Genomic DNA, 19,725 nt, shown 5'->3' with positions numbered 1-19,725 from the left:
ACTTTTTCTTTAAGAAGTCACTTATCCATTTTAAACCAACTTTTAAGGTAATGTGCTAAAAAATATAATTAACTATAGGTTACATTAGCAATCCGAATTTATTTAAATTTTAAACGAAATGCTAAATATGTTGATAGAGCAAAAAAAATAGCGTTAGCAATATGCACCGAGATGGGCATAAGGTATTTACCAATGGAAGGCAAAATCATATAAACGATAAAAATTAAAGTTAAAAGCACTATAGGATTAAAAATTATCATCCAAATTGGATAATTAGTAGCGCCTTGCCAAACTAGATAAATAAAAAAAACAGAATAAACTTGTAAAATAAAGCGCATAATTCCTAACAAGGTTTTATCATAAAATTGATAGCCTTGCATTAATGAAGTTAGGTGCTTAGGTCCTAGTTGCGTTTTTACTATTAAACTAATTATAGTTCTTAAACTAACCCAGGCTAGCTGAATAATAAAACTATATCCTGCTAAAAAAACTATCGTTAATGGCAATATCCCAGCTCCAGGCTCTAGCATCTTATATAGATGCCAGAATCCTAATACATAGAAAGGGGCTGTTAGTACAAAAATAAAATAACCTCTCTTTAAGTATTTTGGCGAGCTTGCTAAGCTAAAAGACGGGAAAGACCTATTATCATTAGCGATACCAGGAACTAATAGAAATTCTCCTAGCCCTAGTAAAATAGCAGAAAAACAGCTAATTAAACCCGTAATAATAGTAGCGTCCATGCTTATTAAGCTTCCCATAAGTCTTTATACGGGTTTAATGCCAATCTCTTCTTTGCTGATTATTACGAAATGGTGCACGAAATAGACGAACAATAATAAATATTAATCCAGCTATAATAAACCATGAAAATAGAGCGCTACCAAAACCATGCCCAAAAAAGAGACTAGCTAATAAGCCACCAAGCACAAAACCTGCTAGACCACTTTTCCAGCGGCTACCTACATTGCGATTAACTGAAGAGGATTGTTTTGGGGCCGCTTTACTATAAGAAGTAGCACGAGGAAAACCTATAGCGCGCCCGCCTCCAAATCGCTTTGCAGCTGCTTCATTAACCACTAAACCAAAAGAAAGTAAGGTAATCATAAATAATGAAAAAATTATACGCATAAGGCACCTGATTTAAATTCGGTTGCCCTATACTATCATGAAATTAAGCTAATTAAGTGATTTATTTAATTAAATCTTTCTCTTCTGACTCTATAGGGGTCAAAGGCTTCCCTTATAGCATCTGCAAATAAATTAATGACCAGCACTAATATAAACATAAACAAAAAAGCTGCCATCATTGGCCACCATACTGTAGGTTCGCGTGCTAACTCAAGGCGTGCACTATTAATCATATTTCCCCAGCTAATAGTCATTGGCGATACCCCAACACCAACATAGGACAAAACAGCTTCTGCTAAAACTAAAAAACTAAAATCAAGCACTACGTTAATTACCACAATAGGCATCACATTAGGTAATAGATGCTTATAAAGAATCCTCCAAGAACTACTACCTAAAGCCTTTGCTGCTAAAACAAAATCAATTTCACGTAATTTTAATGCTTCAGCACGTAAAATTCGGCATAAACTAGTCCAGCTAGTAACCCCTAAAATTAAACAGAATGCTAACAAGCGTGCATCAGCACTTTCTTGTAGGGTTGAAAATTGCTCAGGGTGATTAGCAATATAAGTTTGCATAGATAAAACGGAAGCGGTAATCAGCAAAACACCTGGAATAGAGCTTAAGGTGGTATATACATACTGAATAATATCATCTATTAATCCACCAAAATAACCAGCTGCAATGCCACAGACAATAGCTAAAGGTAGCATAAATAAAGTAGTTAGAGTACCGATTATTAATCCTGTTCTAATACTTTTAACGGTGTAATAAAAGATGTCTTGACCAATTTTGCCTGTACCAAAAAGATGAAAGTAGCGTGATAACCAATAACTAAAGAATAGAAAAAATAAACACAGAAACAGCGTAATTAAGCCAGCAATAAAGCTAGCGGGCAGCGTGTTTTTTTTAATTAACTTAAAAGTCCAACAGATAAATCCAGCTAATATTATGAAGATTGTAAACGCTAATACACTCTGTATTAACGATTTCTTAAAAAGCGACATAATAAATTGGTGTTTTTGAGCAGGTGTTTTAATATCGGCAGGTGGATATTGTAACTTTGGATAAATTTGTTTAGCTTTGCCATTAACAATTTCTGTTTCAATACTATAGAGCTTTAAAGCTAACGGGGCTGAATAAGTTTTTTCATACATCTGTCCCACGGGCGCCATTAATTTATCTAAGAGAGAAACTAAATCATTCTTGCCCTCCTTTTCAGAAGTACGAAAATGAATTGAGTCTAAGACGCTAATAAGCAAAAAAAAGATTAAAATAATACCTGCGCTTAAAGCAATAGGATTATAAATTAGATAAAGACAAGATTGTCTAAACGGCTTCTTGCGCAAATTAAATGCAATGGTAATTAGACTAATTCCAATTAAGATTAAATACCATTGATCAGTCCATAATAAATCCATTAAGTTAACCTTACACGTGGATCAGCCCAAAGGTAGGAGAGATCGGTTAATACTAAGCCTACTATGTATAATACCGAGCCTAAGAAAACCATCGCTCTTACAATTGCAAAATCTTGTTGACCGATAGCATCAATAATATAACTACCTAAGCCAGGAACACCAAAAAAGGATTCTAAAATTAAACTACCCATAAACAAAGAAGGGATAATAACTACAATACCCGTTAAGATGGGTAACATGGCATTCTTTAAAACATGTTTAAGTAATACTTTCGTTTCAGATAAGCCTTTAGCACGTGCCGTTTTTACATATTCTTTATTCATTTCCTCTAAAAATAAGGTTCGATACCATCGTGACTCTGCACCAATATCACTTATTATCGCAACCAAAATTGGTAATATTACAAATTTAATACTACTTAAACCATTGTCATAACCTGAAATAGGTACCCAACGTAGTACTTTACCAAAAATATATTGGCCTCCAATAATATAAAATAAACTTGAGATAGACATTAAGATAATACAAAGCACTACACCACTTAAATCTAAATAAGTAGAGCGAAAAAAAGCCATACACATAGCCAAAAAAATATTAACGCCTATCCCTACAATTAAAATAGGAATAGCAATAGTTAAGCTTGGCCACATACGATGAGAAATATCAAAGCTAATATCACGCCCTGCATCTGACATGCCGAAATCAAAAATAAATAATTTTAATGATTTTTGAAAAAATAAGGTCTGCGTGAATTGCTCTAAGCCTTGCTTAGCTTCATTATAAAATAGTGGTAAATTATAACCATGTTGCACCTTCCACTGCACTATAGCAGCCTGTTTAATGTGTTTCTGGCCAAGTTGCATGCGTGCCATATCGTCAGGAGAATTAACCATAAAAAATAAGGCAAAAGTTATTATATTAATACCGATTAATATAGGAATTGCATAAAGTACACGCCTAATAAAATAATAGATCATAGTTTAATACGCCTAGCCTGTTGTTTTTCTGTTCGCCTATGGACAATAAAAATGGGCAATATTAATAAAATAAATAAGCCAAATAAAATAATAAAAAAAGGCCATAAAATTGGTTTATTCCATAAGAGCCTTAACTGATTACGTAATGAACTATCAACGGTTAAATATTTTAATGAATTTAAACTAATCATATTAGGCTTTGTTAATGACAACCACTGTTGCGTGAGGTCGAAGGTTTCAGTATTAACCCCCCATACCCAAGGTGCATCATGCCTTACTATTTCGACCATACGGTCGATAATTGCCTGGCGTTTAGCACCATTAGGCAGATTTTTCATTAAATCAAATAATTGGTTATATTCTTGATTATTATAATTGGATGCATTCTCACCACCGTGTAAAACTTTGCCGTTAGGTCCATAGAGCATAACCAAAAAATTTTCTGGATCAGGATAGTCAGCAAGCCAACCCCAACTAAAAAGTTGGGTATTACCACTGCTCATTTTTTCTTGGAAGCGATTGTATTGTGTTGCCTGAACATTTAAATCAATACCAATTTTATCTAATTGTTTACGCATCCATTCTAATTGTGACTTTTCATCTGGCCCAGTTGTTATAGATACATCGTAATGTAAGATCAATGCTCTTTGGGTCTTTGGATCATAACCATTAGGGTAACCTGCTTGGCGCATGAGTTCTTTTGCAACTTCAATACCATGTCTTTCTCCTTTTTTCCCATTCCAAAAATATACATAAGGATTAAGTCCTGCTTTGCCTTCTTTATAACCAAAAATACCAGGTGGAATTGGTCCTTGCGCCGCAAGGCCACGACCATTTAAAAAAATGGTAATGCTTTCTTCATAATTAATGGCAATGGAAATTGCAAGTCTAAGCTTTCGCGCTCGTTCACTATTACCGCCGACGATTGGATCTAACATATTAAAACCAATATAATAAATACTTTGATCAACGGTCGTTGTTAAATGAATTTTTTTAGCCTTCATTTCAGGGCTTAAAACGGGTTTTCCTAACGTATTAATTTGAATAGCTTGCGCATAACTGTCCGCACTAATTCCAGATAAATCATAATAACCTTGTAGAAATTTATTCCACCGCGGGATAGCCTCTTTTTCAAGTGTATAAATAGCTTGGTCAATAAGCGGCAATCGTTGCCCTAAACTGTGCGCATATCCTAAGTTTAAATCGTCTTTACTTGCGTTAGTTGGAAAATATTCTTCATGAAAATTAGGATTTCTATCCAGAGTCATTTGTCTATTAGGATTATTCTCGCTCAGCATAAATGGACCTGTTCCAATAGGATACCAATCCAGCGTTAAATTTTTATCCTTCATACCAGCTTGACTATAAAACTGATCAGCCTCCCAAGGAATAGGTGAAAAAAATGGCATTGCAAGCCAGAAAATAAATTGAGGGTACTGCCCTTTAAGCGTAATTTCATAAGTATAATTATCTATTTTCTGTACTCCGCTTAAGTTATATTTCCTCAGATCAATAAAATCCTGATTAACCGGTAACTTTGCAGCAAACTCACGAAAACCAACTATTTTCTCACTCATTAATCCATAAATTGGGGAACTTGTAGCCGGATTCGCTAATCGCTTAATTTGATAAATATAATCATCAGCTATTAATTCACGCGTACCTGTATGAGGAAAGTCAGATAATTCTGAAATATCATGCTCTTCCAAATAATCAGGAGTTAAATTTAAGTACAGGTAATGCAAATCTTTATCTTTTGCTAAAGCGGGATGAGGTTGATATAAAATGCCAGGTTTAATATGAATAGTATAAACACTATAAGCAATATCGTTGGCATCTGGCATAACCATTTTCAATTGAGTATTTAAGTACTGAATAGAAGGCATGGCAGTAGCGATTAAAGGTATCAATTGATAAGGTCTAAGAAAATAGTCATACTGCAAAATAGGCTCATAAATTTGGGCAATAAATTGATATTCATTACTCGAATAGGCACGAGCTGGATCAAGCGTTTTAGGTTGCTCTTCAAATGAAGAATAATAAATTTTTTTATTTAATTGGTCATGGGGATAAGGATTATTAAGGACCCAGTTTATGGCATAACTTTTTAGCCCATTTAACAGTAAAACTAAAATAAAGATCCTTTTTATACCTTGCCTTACCAAAATTTAATCCTACAAAATGATTAGTAATCAATTATAATCTTAAAGTTAACAGGAATGCTTTGCTACTGCTAGCTTTAAGCATCGGATAAAATAGAAATCAATCAATTCAGCTTCTTTCTTTAAGCCACCAGCTGTGGCATGTCTTAAAGCCTAATGATAGTTATTTAGACTACCCTACTACGAGCTTAATATGGAATAATTGTTATGTTTAAGTTTTCAGTTAAAGAGAGATACCAATTGCCTTCTTTTAAGTTTTTTTCGAATAATTTGCCAAGTGTTCATATTCTAATGCCCGTCTTTAATGCAGCGCCTTTTATTACAAAAGCACTTTCTTCTATTGATGCACAAACTTATCCTAATATTACACTCATCATTTTTGACGACGGGTCCACCGATGAATCTATTGAGCAGGTTAATACTTTTCTTAAACAACATGAAGACTGGAAGATAAAAATATATATTGAGCAAACAGCAAAAAATCAAGGTATTTCCGCTGCTCGACAATTTTTGTTTAATTATTCGAGAACATTAAATCCGCAAGCATACATTTTTTGGCTAGACTCAGATGATTGTTTTAAGCGTTCTGATGCCATCTCCACTGTTATGCAACAAATGCGCTCAACAAAGGCAGATATTTGTCTTTTTAATTTTTCTGTTAGCTTTGAAGATGAAACACAAAAGTCTAATGCAGCAGGACTCTTAGCTGATAAGGCGAAAACAGAACAAATGCTTCAGGCTGTTCAAGAAACTGAATCCAAGATAGTATCGGCTTTAAATTTTGATGTCATGCAATTTTCTTCTTTGGGTTGGATTAAATGTTATGCTCCAACTATTTCTCTTCCTAAACCTGAAAAATATCCTTTTGAAGATTTTGTTTATATGAGTGCTTTACTTAAAGCAAATCGTATTACCGCCTTGCCACCACAAATAGAAATTATCAACTATTTAAGACGCTCAACATCAACTTGTGGAAAAAGAACGCCTGAAAATTTTCTTATACATATACCAGCGCAACTTAAGTGTCTGATGGAGAGTATTTTTGAAGATAAAAATAATGATGAAAATACAATCAAAATAGCTAAAATGGCTACTGAGTTTATTGCAAGAAAAATAAATCAATACCGTAATACCTTAGAAAATTTAATTAAAGCTAAAACAGATCCTGCATTTGATTTCGAATTATTAAAAAAGTTTGATCTTATATCGGCAAATCTTCTTCTAGAAATACAAAATCAAATTGAAGAACATTTTCCGCAAAAAAATTATTCAGTGTAGCCTGAGTGAAATGAAGTGAAACCCGGGTTTCGGCCACAAGGCCTACACCCAGGTTAAGCTAACTTAATATAGCAATTAAAGTTTATTTATATACTTAGCTTCATTATGCTACGCTAGCTAAGTTTAACGAGAAATATTAGAAATGTAGCCTGGGTGAAACAAAGTGAAACCCAGGTTTCAGCCAGAAGGCCTTTATCCTCTACTTATTGCTAAGAAAAGTTACTTAGGGACAATAACAAAAGATAAATCCAATGATATTAAGAATAAGAAATTTCTTTAGTACAGCAGCTATAAAAGAAAAAATACTTACCGGAACTTTATCGGAAAGCCAACTCTTTATCTATTTTTATCTCATATTTATGTATGACGCGTTAGGACTAACGCAACAGTGTCTAGCTATGATTGGAAGACAAGCGACCCTTTTAGATTTAGTTAATATATGGGGATATTTACTCATTACAGGCGTTGGTCTTTTAATTTTATTTATAGCAAATGGTGCTGCAAAAGGTAGGAATTTCGTAAGTAAATTTTTTGCATTTTCTTTTACGGTTGGCTATAAGTATGGCCTAGCTTTAATTCTATTAGATACATTATCAATTGTCGGCTCTTCTACAGCCAATCAAATCTTTAAAATAACGATATACTTAGTTATTAATTTATTAATGGTTGCAAACATTGCTTTTCGCATATACCAAACTAGATAGAGCAATGCCAATAGTCATTTTTAATACTACTAACTAATAACATTATTAAATTGGACTTTTATTTTCTAAAGGGTGGCTTTCCAAATTTATCATATACAGTTTTTGCTTAATATTTTAATTTCTTTAAAAGGAAAAACTCTAATGATTCGATTGCTTTATTGCTTTGTTGTCGTTTGAGTAAAGAGACATGGATATCATTTAAAGCTGGTAAAAAATTTAAATCAAGGCGCTCTAAATAGTTCGGTATCATGGTTCGTTGAATAGCTGTAATGCCGAGTCCTGCACTGACAGCTGCCATTTTACCCGCATAACTTGGACTACTATAAACAAGACGCCAATTAATTTTAGCTTTTGTTAACGCTTCAATAACATTACCTCGATAGACACAAGGTTTAGGAGAGAGTACTAAAGGAATGACTTCTTTTTTGTCTAGAGAAGGTAAAAGTTCTTTTTTTCCTATCCATTCGACAGGCTCACTCCATACTTTAACACCTTCTGTCATTTCATGACGATGTGTCGATTTAATTAGAATTAAGTCAAATTTTCCTTGGTTAAAATTTTCAATTAAATTTAACGTTAAATCACATTCTACATTTAGAATGACGCGAGGGTGAAGACGAGAAAATTCAACTAAAACATCGGATAAAATCATGCTAGCAAAATCTTCTGGTAAGCCAAATTTTATTTCCCCTTGCAACTCAGGCTCTTTAAAACGATCTAATGACTCTCTATGTAGCTCATAAATACGCTTAGCATAACTTAGAAACACTTCACCATCTGTAGTTAAAGAAAGTTCACGACCCCGATTAATCAATGACTTTTCAACAATAGCTTCTAATTTAGCAATTTGCTGGCTAACAGCAGATTGCGTACGACCGATCCGCTCTGCGGCTTTAGTAAAACTTTTTGTATCCGCAACCGCTAAAAAACATTGTAAGGTAACTGTATCAAGTGACATAAGGATTTTAATAGAAATATAAAAATTACTTACTTTTCCTATATTAACATTGCTAATACATTTGTTCAATTGAAAAAGGATTGCTAATGTAATTAATCTTATGTAATACATTGTTAAACTAATTATATTAGTTTGCCGATATGCATATTTTTAATACAGAGTATAAACTTTAAGATAGTTAATTTTATATAGTCAAAGTAGGTTGATAAATAACAATACCCATTTGATTAGGCTACCTGTACCATAATGCTGTTAGCGCATTCCAACAAGTTAATTAGTGTTAGTAAATAATATAAGAGTAAACTAATGGCTTATCACAATAAAAAAATTTTGTTAGCATCCAAACATCAAAAGGAACAAGCTATAGCGCCGGCCTTTGCAGAACACTTGGCATGTGAACTGGCCGTGGCTAACTTAGATACAGACCAGTTTGGTACTTTTACGGGAGAAACAGAGCGACTATTAAGTCCTTATGAAACTTGTGTACTAAAAGCAAAAACAGCAATGAATCAAGAAAATTATTATCTAGCTATTGCTAGTGAAGGAAGTTTTGGTCCACATCCTGCCCTCCCTTTTGTAAACTGTGGGCATGAAATTATGGTTTTTGTTGACTTACATCACGACTGGATTATTGCTGAGCAACTATTAACGGTTAATACTAATTATCATACGCTTACAATCAAACAGCACGATAATATTGACTCTTTTTTACACAAGGTTAAATTTCCTAGTCACGCGCTTACATTACAGACTAGCGATAAAAAAGTATTAGCAAAAGGAATTACAGATTATAAGACCCTAATGTCTCTTATTAAACAAGGTTTTTGCCAAGATGACTCACTGCTGCTTGCTGCCGATATGCGGGCAATGATGAACCCAACACGCATGAATAGCTTAGGCGAGCTTGCCAATAAATTAGTTAAGCGTATTAAAGTTCATTGCCCTAGTTGCCAAGCACCAGGCTTTGGTTTTAAAACTACACAAGATTATTTGCCTTGCAGTTTATGTCATCAAAAAACATCGCTTTATCGTTTCGAGGTTTGGGGATGTATTCAGTGCCCTTACGAAGAAGCTAAGTCGCGACAGGATAAATTAATTTTTGCCGATCCAACCCACTGCGACTACTGTAACCCTTAATAAAGGTGTGTGCCTACTTTTTTTATAAATGTTTCTCCCTGTATTAAAACCCATTTTCCTGATTTAGTAAGCTGATAGGGCTGTTCGGTCATCGGATCTATCGTTAACAAGTGTACCCATTCGTTGAAAAATAAGGTTCTTAAAATCTGGTGTTTTTCAATAACCTTTGAAACTAACTCGCGAGGTGCATAAACTACAGTAAGTAGGCGCTGTGGCTCATGATAGATTTTATCATCACCACTCATAACTGATTGAAGCGGAAGCCCATGCATCAAATCACTGCCGTTGCCTTGCATAATACCTATTTTACCAACCACATTGTGTGTTATTTTACTGCCACTTCCAAAAGTAACATTATCAAGAGTAGAAAACAGGTATTGAGTATTAATCCATTCAGCAACCACCATGGGTGCTGTTAAGATAGTTTCCAGCAAGCTACCCTCTAAGTCCTCTTCAAAGCGATAAGAATGTAAAAAGCAGCGCCCGTCTAGATGAATATTTTTTGTAATTGTTCGAGGTGCGACAATGAATGCTGCATTTCTTGCCAGTCCCCACTCCGGTCTTGTTTCAGACCAATCACAGCTTCGCCGGATAATATCTTTTATTGAGTTAGTACTCTCTAACTTAGCGCCCCGCTCTTCATTAGTTTTAATCCCAGCTTTTCTTAAATCAGCTTGCAATTGCTTTAGAAGACTTAAGTAAATGGGTTTGGGCGTATCTTCTGTATAGATTTCAACTGTGTCAACCGTGGTATTATGAAGTGCACCATAAACGATGGTATCAAGTGGTATATGAATGCCGCGGTCCTCTAATCCTCGCCTAACTTGCGGTTTATTGAGAATACTTGCTAATAATTGTGCATTTATACCACCGTGATTACCGCCGCAAGCGCCACAATCAAGTGCTGATGCATAGGGATTATTTTCTGTGGTGCTCCCATGACCGCAAAGGAGAATTAATTTAGCAAACCCTGAGGTAAGTCCCATTAGGCGCAGTACTGTTTCAGCATAGTTAATTTGCTCCTGTAGCGATATACCTTGATCTAACTTAGTTTGAGTCAACTCATAATCCCACTTAGTTGAAAAATTAGGTGCAACAGTATTTTTAATTGTATTTACGAGTTTTCTACTTAAATTAGGCGCTAACGATTTTAATAACATACTTGCACCGCACCAAAGGCCTAAGGATTCTGCCAACGCAAACGGGGTTGAAAAGTTATGCTTAAGTTGCTTATAGAGGTTTTTTGCACTGGTAATGAATTTTTTTCCCTGATGATAACGCTTAAGGATATTTTTATTTGTTGCAATGAGTTTTTCTTCAATGGCAAAGCGTGGCTTTAATAAAACTGGACAACACGCTTTAGCCTTAGCTGATTTAAACTCATTCACTTGCACAGCAAGGCCAAAAAAACCTGCGAAACCAAATGTTTCATAATTTCCTAATGATTCTATTGCACGTCGAAAAGGCTCTGAGCGAACATCAATACAAAAAACCAATTGAGCCGTTTTTCTTGCAGTTTTAGTTTCTGTTTTTTTGACCTCTGGTAAAATAAGCTTCAGTAATTGTTGTCGGTAAGCATCCTCTTTAATTTTTAATTTTGCCACCATTTTTTTAACCAAAGAGCCATCTGCGAGACTTTTTTTTTCTTGCGTAGCATTAGGCCAAAGTAAGCAAGTTAGAACTAAGCGAACCGCAAGAAAATCAACAAGTGTAACCGGTTGGCTTTCTTGCTGATTTAAACGTTGCCAATCGGTCTTATATTTTACAAAGCCTGCCCAGCCCGGCAAGTAAAGCAATGTTTGTGAAAGAAATGCTTCTTCGGCTCCTGGAGAAACATTAAGCTTAAGTAGGCAAACTTTAATGGCTTTTTCAGCAGATTCAGGCAACTGGCTTAAAAATTCTTTGGCCTCTTTTTTATTATGATGCAATTGCTTATCAAAGTAAGCCAATTTTAAAAAGCCAAAATAAAATCCTTTATCTCGATGTGGCATATCAATACTGCCTTGTCCTGCATCGAAAAAACCGCCGCACCATTTAATCATTTGTAAATTGACATCTTCTAGTTGCAGATTACGTGTAGCTCTTTGTCGTCTAAATCCTCCTTTAGCAAGTGCCTCTTCAAAATTTTGAGCTTCAAAACCTTGTAAAGGATTGCAAGCAATAAACGTTTCAAGCGGCCACACTGGTGCAATACATTTAGCAGCCTTTTGTACCAAGGCCTGTATTTCAAGATCATTACCTTGCGCTTTTTGATAAACATTTGCTCGCTTATCCTCAGTTTTTATAGTGTCTTTTTCAATTATTTTGTGTGCAATAGACATAGAGATTCCTTAAGTACGTTTAGTATTTATAATCGCTTCGCACCGTGGTAATGGTCTTAGCAGAAGGCTGACTTGCATTAAATAAATTCATATAAAGCCAGCAACCAAATTTTGATTGCCAAAAGCTTTTATACTGGCGGAGGTTAAATCCTATCCAAAGGCCACCGAATAACATCATGACTGTCCAATGCAGGAACGATAATTGAAATTCAGGTACAATCGATGCCGAGGGGAGCAATAACTCAATGAGATGAATGCTCGTACCATACATGAGGCCTGTAAAGGCGGCGAGTATTAATCCAGTAATTAGACTGCCTATCGTTTTATGGCTGCAAATCCAAGTTAACAGGAGTTGGGCGCCTGCGATAAAAGCAAAAAATAAAATGAAGGTCGTAGGCGCAAGTATTGAATAGGGCTTGTGTGTGATAAAAGCAAACGTACTCATAGCCATCAATCCGCCTAGAAGAGATATTATTAAAAGAGTTGGTGTAATCTTAGAAGAATTAATCACCGCTGGATGTTGTGTTGCGGCAGATCCTGCACTTAAAAATAAGTAAGCCTTAAAGAGACCATGCCAACAAAGATGCGCAATGGCCGCGGCAAAGAGTCCAACTCCACACTGCATCATCATAAAGCCCATTTGAGCTAATGTTGAGCACGCTAACATTTTTTTAATGTCATGCTGCATGAGCTTCCATACCGTACCTAAAAAGGCTGAAAGCGCGCCCAGTAAGAATAAAACATTGAGTAAAATTGGCTGTAAGATCATGAGAGGCGCAAACTTAACAATAAGAATACCTCCGCCATTGATAAGCCCTGCATGCATAAGAGCAGAAGCTGGGGTAGGTGAATTTAAAGAGCTAATAAGCCAGCGATGAAAGGGAAATAACGCCGATTGAGTTAATGCGGCTATTAGAATAAGACTCATAGAAAGGAATAATAAGGATACATCCGTAAAATTAGGTTGGTTAATTATTGCCTCAATAGAGTTTGTGGTGCAGCAACGACTTAAAAGAATAAAGGCTACCAGTAAACAGATGCATCCTAATCCTAAGTTATAAAGGGCTAAAACACCTGAATTTTTTGCAGCTTGCCATTGGCTTTTATGAATCATTAAGCGTACTAAAAGCACGTTTGAAATGGACCAAGCGCCCCAAAATAAAAATAAATTATCGGCGAGCATTAAAAAAAGCACACTTAATGTCAACGCTGATAATAAAGTAAAAAAATGCTTGTAAAACCTATCACCAAGCATATAACGCAATGAAAATTGATGAACAATAAAGCTAATAAACAAGATTAAGCTACTTAACAATAAATTAAGTGTATTGAGCTTAATTGACCATCCTAATGCAGTTTTTTGAAATATAAAGAAATAGCAAAGTAAGCTTATTGCGGTCAAAAAACTTATACCTATAAGCTTTCCTGCTAGCTGTGCTGCTAACCGGGGTTGAGATACCAAAAAGCAGTTTAAAAAAAGTGCTATAATCGGGCATATCAACATAAACCCCAGAACAAATAGGATCATTGTATTCACCTAACCTCCCATTAGAATTTTTTTTACTTGAGTTAAAATATATTAGAAATTCTGATATAAGTGAAATTAAAAATTTTTATCTTCTGGATTAGAAAATCTAATAACATGACTATTAGAATGCTGTCATTCAAAGTTATTACTAATAATTTATTGGAGTTGAACAAAGATTGTTTATAGATTTAAGTAGGAGATTAGCCTCTTTTATTATCGCAGCAAATTAAGAGTATCTTTATTAGGGGTAAGTAATTTTTATAGGCCTTTTTGAGCGATCTACCTTTGCAAAAGCGGTTAAAGAATGCACGTGAGCAGATGTGCAATTTAAAATGTCGAAAACGGTAATACCACGAACTATTTCTGCATCTGCAATAAGTGAGCGATGACATCGCCAAGGTAGCGCCTTGGTACACATAATAGCAACTCGCCTTCTAACGCCCGTAATAATGCCTCTAATTCTTTTTCATTCTTGCTTATCGATGATTTAGACTTATGTTAAATTGTTGATACATAATTAATATTTACTAATAGGTATAGCCTATCTATGCAAATAATAACTCTTTTATACAGTAACTAATTTATTTAGCAGTACTTTTTAATTTTTTATCTTATAAAAGCTACATGCCTTTAAACATGGTAGAAATATGAATTTATTAGAAAAAATTGTCAGATTAGAAAAAGAAGCAGCTCAATTTGGCTTTCGATGGGAAACTGCCAAACAAATTATGGAGCAAATTAAAAGTGAATATCATGAAGTCGATGAGCATTTGCCTAAACTTGCTGAGCAACCATTAAATAAAGCTTTACAAGAAGAGATTGGTGATTTATTACATGTAGTCTTCTCGTTATGCATTTTTTGCCAATTTGATCCTAAAGAAACATTAAATTTGACCCTACTTAAATTTGAGCGACGTCTTAAAGTAGTTAAACAATTAGCGGTCAACCGAGGTGAAGCCAATTTAGAAAATTATTCATTTACACAATTAATGGAAATCTGGGAGCAAGCTAAAAAGCTATTAGACAAATAATGATTTAATTTTACAGTTGATTGCAAAAATTAATTATCATTACCTAATATCAAAGGGACAACTAATTAGTTCATGCTATTCTTAATTAAGATTAATTTATTAATTCGCGGAGAGAATAGTGCTTAAATATTTACATACGATGGTTAGAGTAACCAATCTAGAAGATTCACTTGATTTCTATTGCAATAAACTAGGATTAGTCGAAGTCAGACGTATAGAAAACTAACAAGGACAATTTACGATAGTATTTTTAGCAGCTCCAAGTGTTCTCCAGAAAATATTTCAATTGAATTATTACAAAAAGGAGATGCTCTACCTCAATAAGAATCCTGGAAGTCTGCTCCTAATATCGGCCATTGGTAATTAATAAAAATCCTATTCGTAGCCTTGATGCAACGACGAAGCATAATCAAGGTTTTTTCTAATTTAAAAATCATATTCAAAAATATTTGTTCTAAATTTTTATTGTTAAATTTATAAAAAAATGATCAAATTAGCCTTAGTCAATTTGACGTAAATTATAGGAAATTTAATGAAATTGTTTTTAGATATTATCAAAGAATATGAAACTAATTATTTTAGCTTTTTTCCAGAGCTAGCATTAATTGAACATAGACCAGATGCGCGCCTTGATTGCTTTTCTGACTTTTCACTTAAAGGAATTAGCCAGTGGGAACAAGAAGAAGATCGTTTCATGCAAGCTCTTAACAAAATAAATATTGCTGACTTAACTACTCAAGAAAAGATTACCTACCAATTGTTAAAAACACATTTAGAAGCAAAGGCAGCAAGCCGTATTTGCAAAACTTACCTTTGGGATGTCAATCCGCTAGACGGATGGCATGTGCTTTTGACAAATACTGCCGAACTACAACCTGTTGAAAGTCATGAGCAACAAACTTACGCATTAACACGCTGGAATAACTTTCCCGAAGTAGTAGAGACACAAATAAACAATTTAAGAGAAGGTTATAAACAAGGATTTACAGCACCTAAACCAGTTGTTGAAAGAGTAATAGAACAATTTAAACTTATGATGACTGAAAACATCGAAGATTCGCCTTTCTACTCGATGGCAAATCGCAGTAATAATAAAGTATTCAATGAAAAGATAACGACAATTATTAAAAGTGTAATCAATCCTGCATTACAAAAATTTAATAATTTTCTGCAACAAGAATATTTACCCATTGCAAGAACAGATATCGGTGTTTCTGACCTTCCTCCTGGTAAAGAAGCCTATCAAGTAAAAATAAAACAGGAATCAACATTAAACATAAGTCCGCAAGAAATCCATGAATTAGGACTTAAATATATAGAAAAGTTAAAAAAAGAAGCCGAAGATATTGGTGCAAAAATTAATATAAAGGGCAATATGTCGGAAATTTTCCAAACAATAATGAATAATCCGGCAAATAGATTTTCTACTGAACAAGAGATTTTAGATTATAACTTATCAGCACTTAAGAGGGTAAAGGAGAAAGTAGGTGAATGGTTTGATATTATGCCAAAATCTGAAGGCATTATCCGACCCTATCCTCTTTATCGTGCCAAAACTGGCTCCCCCGGTGAATATCAATCGCCGAGCAAAGATGGTAAAGAACCAGGAATTTTTTTTATAAATACGTATGAGCCTGAAAAAATAAATCGAATTGATCAAGAATCTACTTTATTTCATGAGTTAATTCCTGGCCATCATTTTCAAATTGCGCTAGAAGTTGAAAATGAAAAAGCTATCTCCTTAAATCAATATTTATGGAATAGTGGCTATGGTGAAGGTTGGGCACTTTATGCTGAACGATTGGCAGATGAAATGGGATTATTTATTGATGATATTTCTCGCTTAGGATTATTGTCTAACGAAGCATTGCGTGCAGCACGCTTAGTTGTCGATACAGGTATTCATGCGATGAATTGGAGTCGAGAAAAAGCCATTGCCTATATCAAAGAACATACAGCACTTTCTGATGATCTGATTGCAGCAGAAGTAGACAGGTATATTATCCTGCCCGGGCAAGCAACTTCTTACATGCTTGGCAAACTTGAAATTGAAAGATTACGAGATCTTGCTAAAGACACGTTAAAAGAACATTTTGATATTCGTAAGTTTCATAATCAAATTTTAATCAATGGCGCTGTTACACTCCCTATGTTAACAACAAATATTGAACGCTGGTTAGGTGAGGAAAAGAAAAATCTTCTTAAGCCCTTAGAATCTAAAACCTCTTTAGGAAATCGCTATGCTTTTCTAAATACGAAAAAAGATATAGAAAATCCTTCTGAAGAAAAGTCAATGACAACCTCTTTAGCGAATATTTAAAAAGGTAATTAATCCAGATAATAATTTATCTTTTACATGCTGCGACTTTCACAGCACATAAGTTTTGTTGCAACCGTGACAACCTCTTTAGCGAATATTTAAAAAGGTAATTAATCCAGATAATAATTTATCTTTTACATGCTGCGACTTTCACAGCACATAAGTTTTGTTGCAACCGTTCAGGTAATGGCGTCAATTTAAGAGAATTTTTATGTAGGTTAGACCAAGGCCTAATGGCGCTTCCTTAAGGCTCTAGTCTACGTCCCATGGCTTGTCCACGGGCTCCAGAGCTCTAGTTCTTATACGAGATTCCTGGATCCCTCGGACAAGCCGAGGGATGTAGAGTGAGTTAAAAAGATTTAATGCAGTGCTATTAGGCCAAGGCCTAACCAACAGTAGGCTTAAGTTGACAGCCTTAGCTCAGCGGTATATTCAAATCTTGGTGAGCGGATTAATTTGAGTGCAGGTTGTGCGAAAATTATGGTGAAAAAACGTAGCATACATCTGTATGTGAGGCTTTTGAACCATGATTTTCGCACAAGATGCGCCAAATTTAGCCGTTCGTCAATGAGGGTAAACTCTTACCTTTAGTTTAGGTACTGTAATAGATCCTCTTCATTTAATACTGGCACGCCCAACTGGTTAGCCTTCTCTAATTTAGAACCTGCCTCACTTCCAGCAATAACATAATGTGTTTTAGCTGAAACGCTACCCGTTACTTTAGCACCTGCTGCCTCTAATTTCGCTTTCGCTTCATCACGACCCATACTAGCAAGCGTTCCAGTCAAAACTACCGTTTTACCATATAAAGGGTGTTCTTTATTAAATTCCTGTTTAGGCGTAATTGGCCATTGCACGCCGTAAGCTATTAATTTATCAATGACCTCGCCATTATGGGTTTGTGCAAAAAAGTCGACGATGTGTTGTGCGCCAACTGGGCCTATATCTTTAAGCATCATCAATTCATCTATAGTTGCTTTTTTTAATGAAGCAATGTCTTCATAATGAGAAGCTAAAACACCGGCTCCTACTTCACCAACTTCGCGAATACCTAATGCATATAAGAAACGTTTAAAGGTAGTTTTTTTGCTTTTTGCAATCGCCTGCAGAAGGTTTTCGGCGGATTTTTTACCCATTCTTGGTAATTCAATTAAATCTTCTAATTTTAGTTGATAAAGATCAGCCACATCTTTAACTAACCTTGTATCGACTAATAGATCAATAATGGCTTGCCCTAAACCGTCAATAGCCATAGCTTTGCGCGAAGAAAAATGCCAGATAGAGCGTTTGAGTTGCATGCCACAAAACAAACCACCCATACAGCGAGCCACAGCCTCCCCTTCTTCACGTATTACATCAGCACCACAAACAGGACATGTTGCAGGTAAGGTAATAGACATTGTTTGTGATGGTCGCTTATCTTTAACAACAGAAACCACTTCTGGGATCACATCACCAGCTCGACGAATAATAACTGTATCACCAATTAAGATATCTTTACGTACAATTTCATCCATGTTATGCAGTGTGGCATTACTCACGGTAACACCCGCAACACTAACAGGTTTTAAACGAGCAACAGGTGTTAAAGCACCAGTTCGCCCTACTTGAAAATCGACCGCAATAATTTGGGTCATCTCCTCAAGCGCAGGATATTTATGTGCACAAGCAAAACGAGGCGCGCGTGCTACATAACCTAGTTCTTGCTGTTGGCTTATACTATCTAGCTTGTAAACCACACCATCAATTTCATAAGGCAAGGTAAGGCGCTTTCTTGCCATCGCTTCGTAATACGCTAAGCAACCTTTTTCGCCACATGCTTTCTTATTTTCTGGCGAGATACGAAATCCCATCTGCTGCAAAAATTGTAATTGCTCAAAATGGCTATCTGGTAAAGGGGGACCTTCATAAGCGCCAATTCCATAATAATAAATAGCAAGCGGCCTCATTGCGGTAATTTGTGGATTTAATTGTCGTAAGCTACCAGCTGCTGCATTACGAGGATTAGCAAATGTTTTTTCACCCATTTCGCGCGCGCGCTCATTAAAAGCTTCAAATCCTGCTTTAGGCATATAAACTTCCCCTCTAACTTCTATAAAATCAGGTGGGTTTTCTACCATGAGCTTAAGTGGGACTGCCGCGATTGTTTTTATATTGGTAGTGATATTTTCACCAACTGCCCCATCACCTCGGGTGGCTGCATAAACTAAAAAGCCTTTCTCATAAGTTAAATTAACTGCTAAGCCATCGAGCTTTGGTTCACAAGTAAAAAGCAAATCATCTTCTTGAGAGTCTAGACGGTCAGCAACACGCTTAACAAAAGCATGCAATTCCTCTGAGGTAAATACATTGCCTAAAGAAAGCATAGGTTGCCTATGTGCAACAGGTTCAAAAGCTGTCACGGGGTGCACGCCTACTCGCTGGGTAGGTGAATCCTCGGAAATAAATTCGGGAAATTGTTTTTCTAAAGCTTGTAACTCGCGAAAGCACCGGTCATATTCGATATCAGGAACTAAGGGCTCATCTAATACATAATAATGATAATCATATAAACGAATCTGTTGACGTAATCCCTCTATCCTCTCTAAATTTTTATCCAAACTCATGTCGCGTCGACCTAAATCAAAGTAATCTTAAAACGCTTAAGTATGAACAGTTCAGCTGCGAGCTTCAATACAATATTTTAGTTTTAGTAAAAATAAAACTAACTTAATTACCGAAATATTTTTCCTAGGTAGATACTTTAAAAATTGTAAA

Annotated in this window: 16 protein-coding genes; 6 read left to right on the top strand and 10 right to left on the bottom strand. The window is 35.3% G+C overall.

Annotated features, from left to right (window positions below; all coding sequences use genetic code 11):
- Positions 1-98: 98 nt before the first annotated feature.
- From ACNVED_RS04875 to ACNVED_RS04855, 5 genes are all read right to left on the bottom strand, one after another.
- Entirely contained in the window at positions 99-743 is a 645-nt protein-coding gene (locus ACNVED_RS04875) for a DUF6796 family protein (RefSeq protein WP_419420635.1), read from the bottom strand.
- A 34-nt stretch (positions 744-777) separates the two neighbouring features.
- Positions 778-1,131, bottom strand: a complete 354-nt coding sequence (locus ACNVED_RS04870; protein WP_419420634.1) for a hypothetical protein — start codon at positions 1,129-1,131, stop codon at positions 778-780.
- Positions 1,132-1,196: 65 nt separating this feature from the next.
- The gene (locus tag ACNVED_RS04865) at positions 1,197-2,552 is read right to left on the bottom strand and encodes an ABC transporter permease (RefSeq protein ID WP_419420633.1); all 1,356 of its coding nucleotides are present in this window, start codon (positions 2,550-2,552) and stop codon (positions 1,197-1,199) included.
- Positions 2,552-3,529 (bottom strand): ABC transporter permease, encoded by a 978-nt coding sequence (locus tag ACNVED_RS04860; RefSeq protein WP_419420632.1) that lies wholly within the window; start codon positions 3,527-3,529, stop codon positions 2,552-2,554. Before ACNVED_RS04860 ends, ACNVED_RS04865 begins: the two co-directional genes overlap by 1 nt.
- A complete protein-coding gene (locus ACNVED_RS04855) occupies positions 3,526-5,694 on the bottom strand; it encodes an ABC transporter substrate-binding protein (RefSeq protein WP_419420631.1) in 2,169 nt (722 codons plus the stop codon). Before ACNVED_RS04855 ends, ACNVED_RS04860 begins: the two co-directional genes overlap by 4 nt.
- Positions 5,695-5,898: 204 nt before the next feature.
- On the opposite strand from ACNVED_RS04855, the gene ACNVED_RS04850 reads away from it, so the two are divergent.
- Positions 5,899-6,969, top strand: a complete 1,071-nt coding sequence (locus ACNVED_RS04850) for a glycosyltransferase family 2 protein (protein ID WP_419420630.1) — start codon at positions 5,899-5,901, stop codon at positions 6,967-6,969.
- Positions 6,970-7,220: 251 nt separating this feature from the next.
- The gene (locus ACNVED_RS04845) at positions 7,221-7,673 is read left to right on the top strand and encodes a hypothetical protein (RefSeq protein WP_419420629.1); all 453 of its coding nucleotides are present in this window, start codon (positions 7,221-7,223) and stop codon (positions 7,671-7,673) included.
- A gap of 106 nt (positions 7,674-7,779) precedes the next feature.
- Here ACNVED_RS04845 and ACNVED_RS04840 read toward each other — a convergent pair whose 3' ends face one another.
- Positions 7,780-8,631 (bottom strand): LysR substrate-binding domain-containing protein, encoded by an 852-nt coding sequence (locus ACNVED_RS04840; protein ID WP_419420628.1) that lies wholly within the window; start codon positions 8,629-8,631, stop codon positions 7,780-7,782.
- Between the two features lie 306 nt (positions 8,632-8,937).
- Between ACNVED_RS04840 and ACNVED_RS04835 the strand changes: the two genes are divergently transcribed.
- Complete coding sequence (locus ACNVED_RS04835; protein WP_419420627.1) at positions 8,938-9,768, top strand: DUF6671 family protein; 831 nt, start codon at positions 8,938-8,940, stop codon at positions 9,766-9,768.
- On the opposite strand, the gene ACNVED_RS04830 is transcribed toward ACNVED_RS04835, so the two are convergent.
- From ACNVED_RS04830 to ACNVED_RS04820, 3 genes are all read right to left on the bottom strand, one after another.
- Positions 9,765-12,089, bottom strand: a complete 2,325-nt coding sequence (locus tag ACNVED_RS04830) for a DUF2309 domain-containing protein (protein ID WP_419420626.1) — start codon at positions 12,087-12,089, stop codon at positions 9,765-9,767. The genes ACNVED_RS04835 and ACNVED_RS04830 overlap by 4 nt on opposite strands.
- 19 nt (positions 12,090-12,108) lie before the next feature.
- On the bottom strand, positions 12,109-13,617 hold the full coding sequence (locus tag ACNVED_RS04825; RefSeq protein WP_419421147.1) for a proton-conducting transporter membrane subunit: 1,509 nt from the start codon (positions 13,615-13,617) through the stop codon (positions 12,109-12,111).
- A gap of 241 nt (positions 13,618-13,858) precedes the next feature.
- Entirely contained in the window at positions 13,859-14,065 is a 207-nt protein-coding gene (locus ACNVED_RS04820) for a hypothetical protein (protein WP_419421146.1), read from the bottom strand.
- Between the two features lie 199 nt (positions 14,066-14,264).
- On the opposite strand from ACNVED_RS04820, the gene ACNVED_RS04815 reads away from it, so the two are divergent.
- The 3 genes from ACNVED_RS04815 to ACNVED_RS04805 all read left to right on the top strand — a co-directional run bounded on the left by ACNVED_RS04815 (position 14,265) and on the right by ACNVED_RS04805 (position 16,968).
- A complete protein-coding gene (locus ACNVED_RS04815) occupies positions 14,265-14,648 on the top strand; it encodes a MazG nucleotide pyrophosphohydrolase domain-containing protein (protein WP_419420625.1) in 384 nt (127 codons plus the stop codon).
- Between the two features lie 139 nt (positions 14,649-14,787).
- A complete protein-coding gene (locus ACNVED_RS04810) occupies positions 14,788-14,874 on the top strand; it encodes a VOC family protein (protein ID WP_419421145.1) in 87 nt (28 codons plus the stop codon).
- 306 nt (positions 14,875-15,180) lie between these two features.
- A complete protein-coding gene (locus ACNVED_RS04805; RefSeq protein WP_419420624.1) occupies positions 15,181-16,968 on the top strand; it encodes a DUF885 domain-containing protein in 1,788 nt (595 codons plus the stop codon).
- Between the two features lie 587 nt (positions 16,969-17,555).
- Here ACNVED_RS04805 and ligA read toward each other — a convergent pair.
- Positions 17,556-19,574, bottom strand: coding sequence for an NAD-dependent DNA ligase LigA (gene ligA, locus ACNVED_RS04800; RefSeq protein ID WP_419420623.1), 2,019 nt, complete (start codon positions 19,572-19,574; stop codon positions 17,556-17,558).
- Positions 19,575-19,725: the final 151 nt, after the last annotated feature.

It is taken from the genome of Legionella sp. D16C41 (assembly GCF_048541585.1).
Taxonomy (GTDB): Bacteria; Pseudomonadota; Gammaproteobacteria; order Legionellales; family Legionellaceae; genus Legionella_C.
The sequence above is the reverse complement of the archived record's forward strand: the minus strand, read 5'-3'. Positions and strand labels throughout refer to the sequence as shown.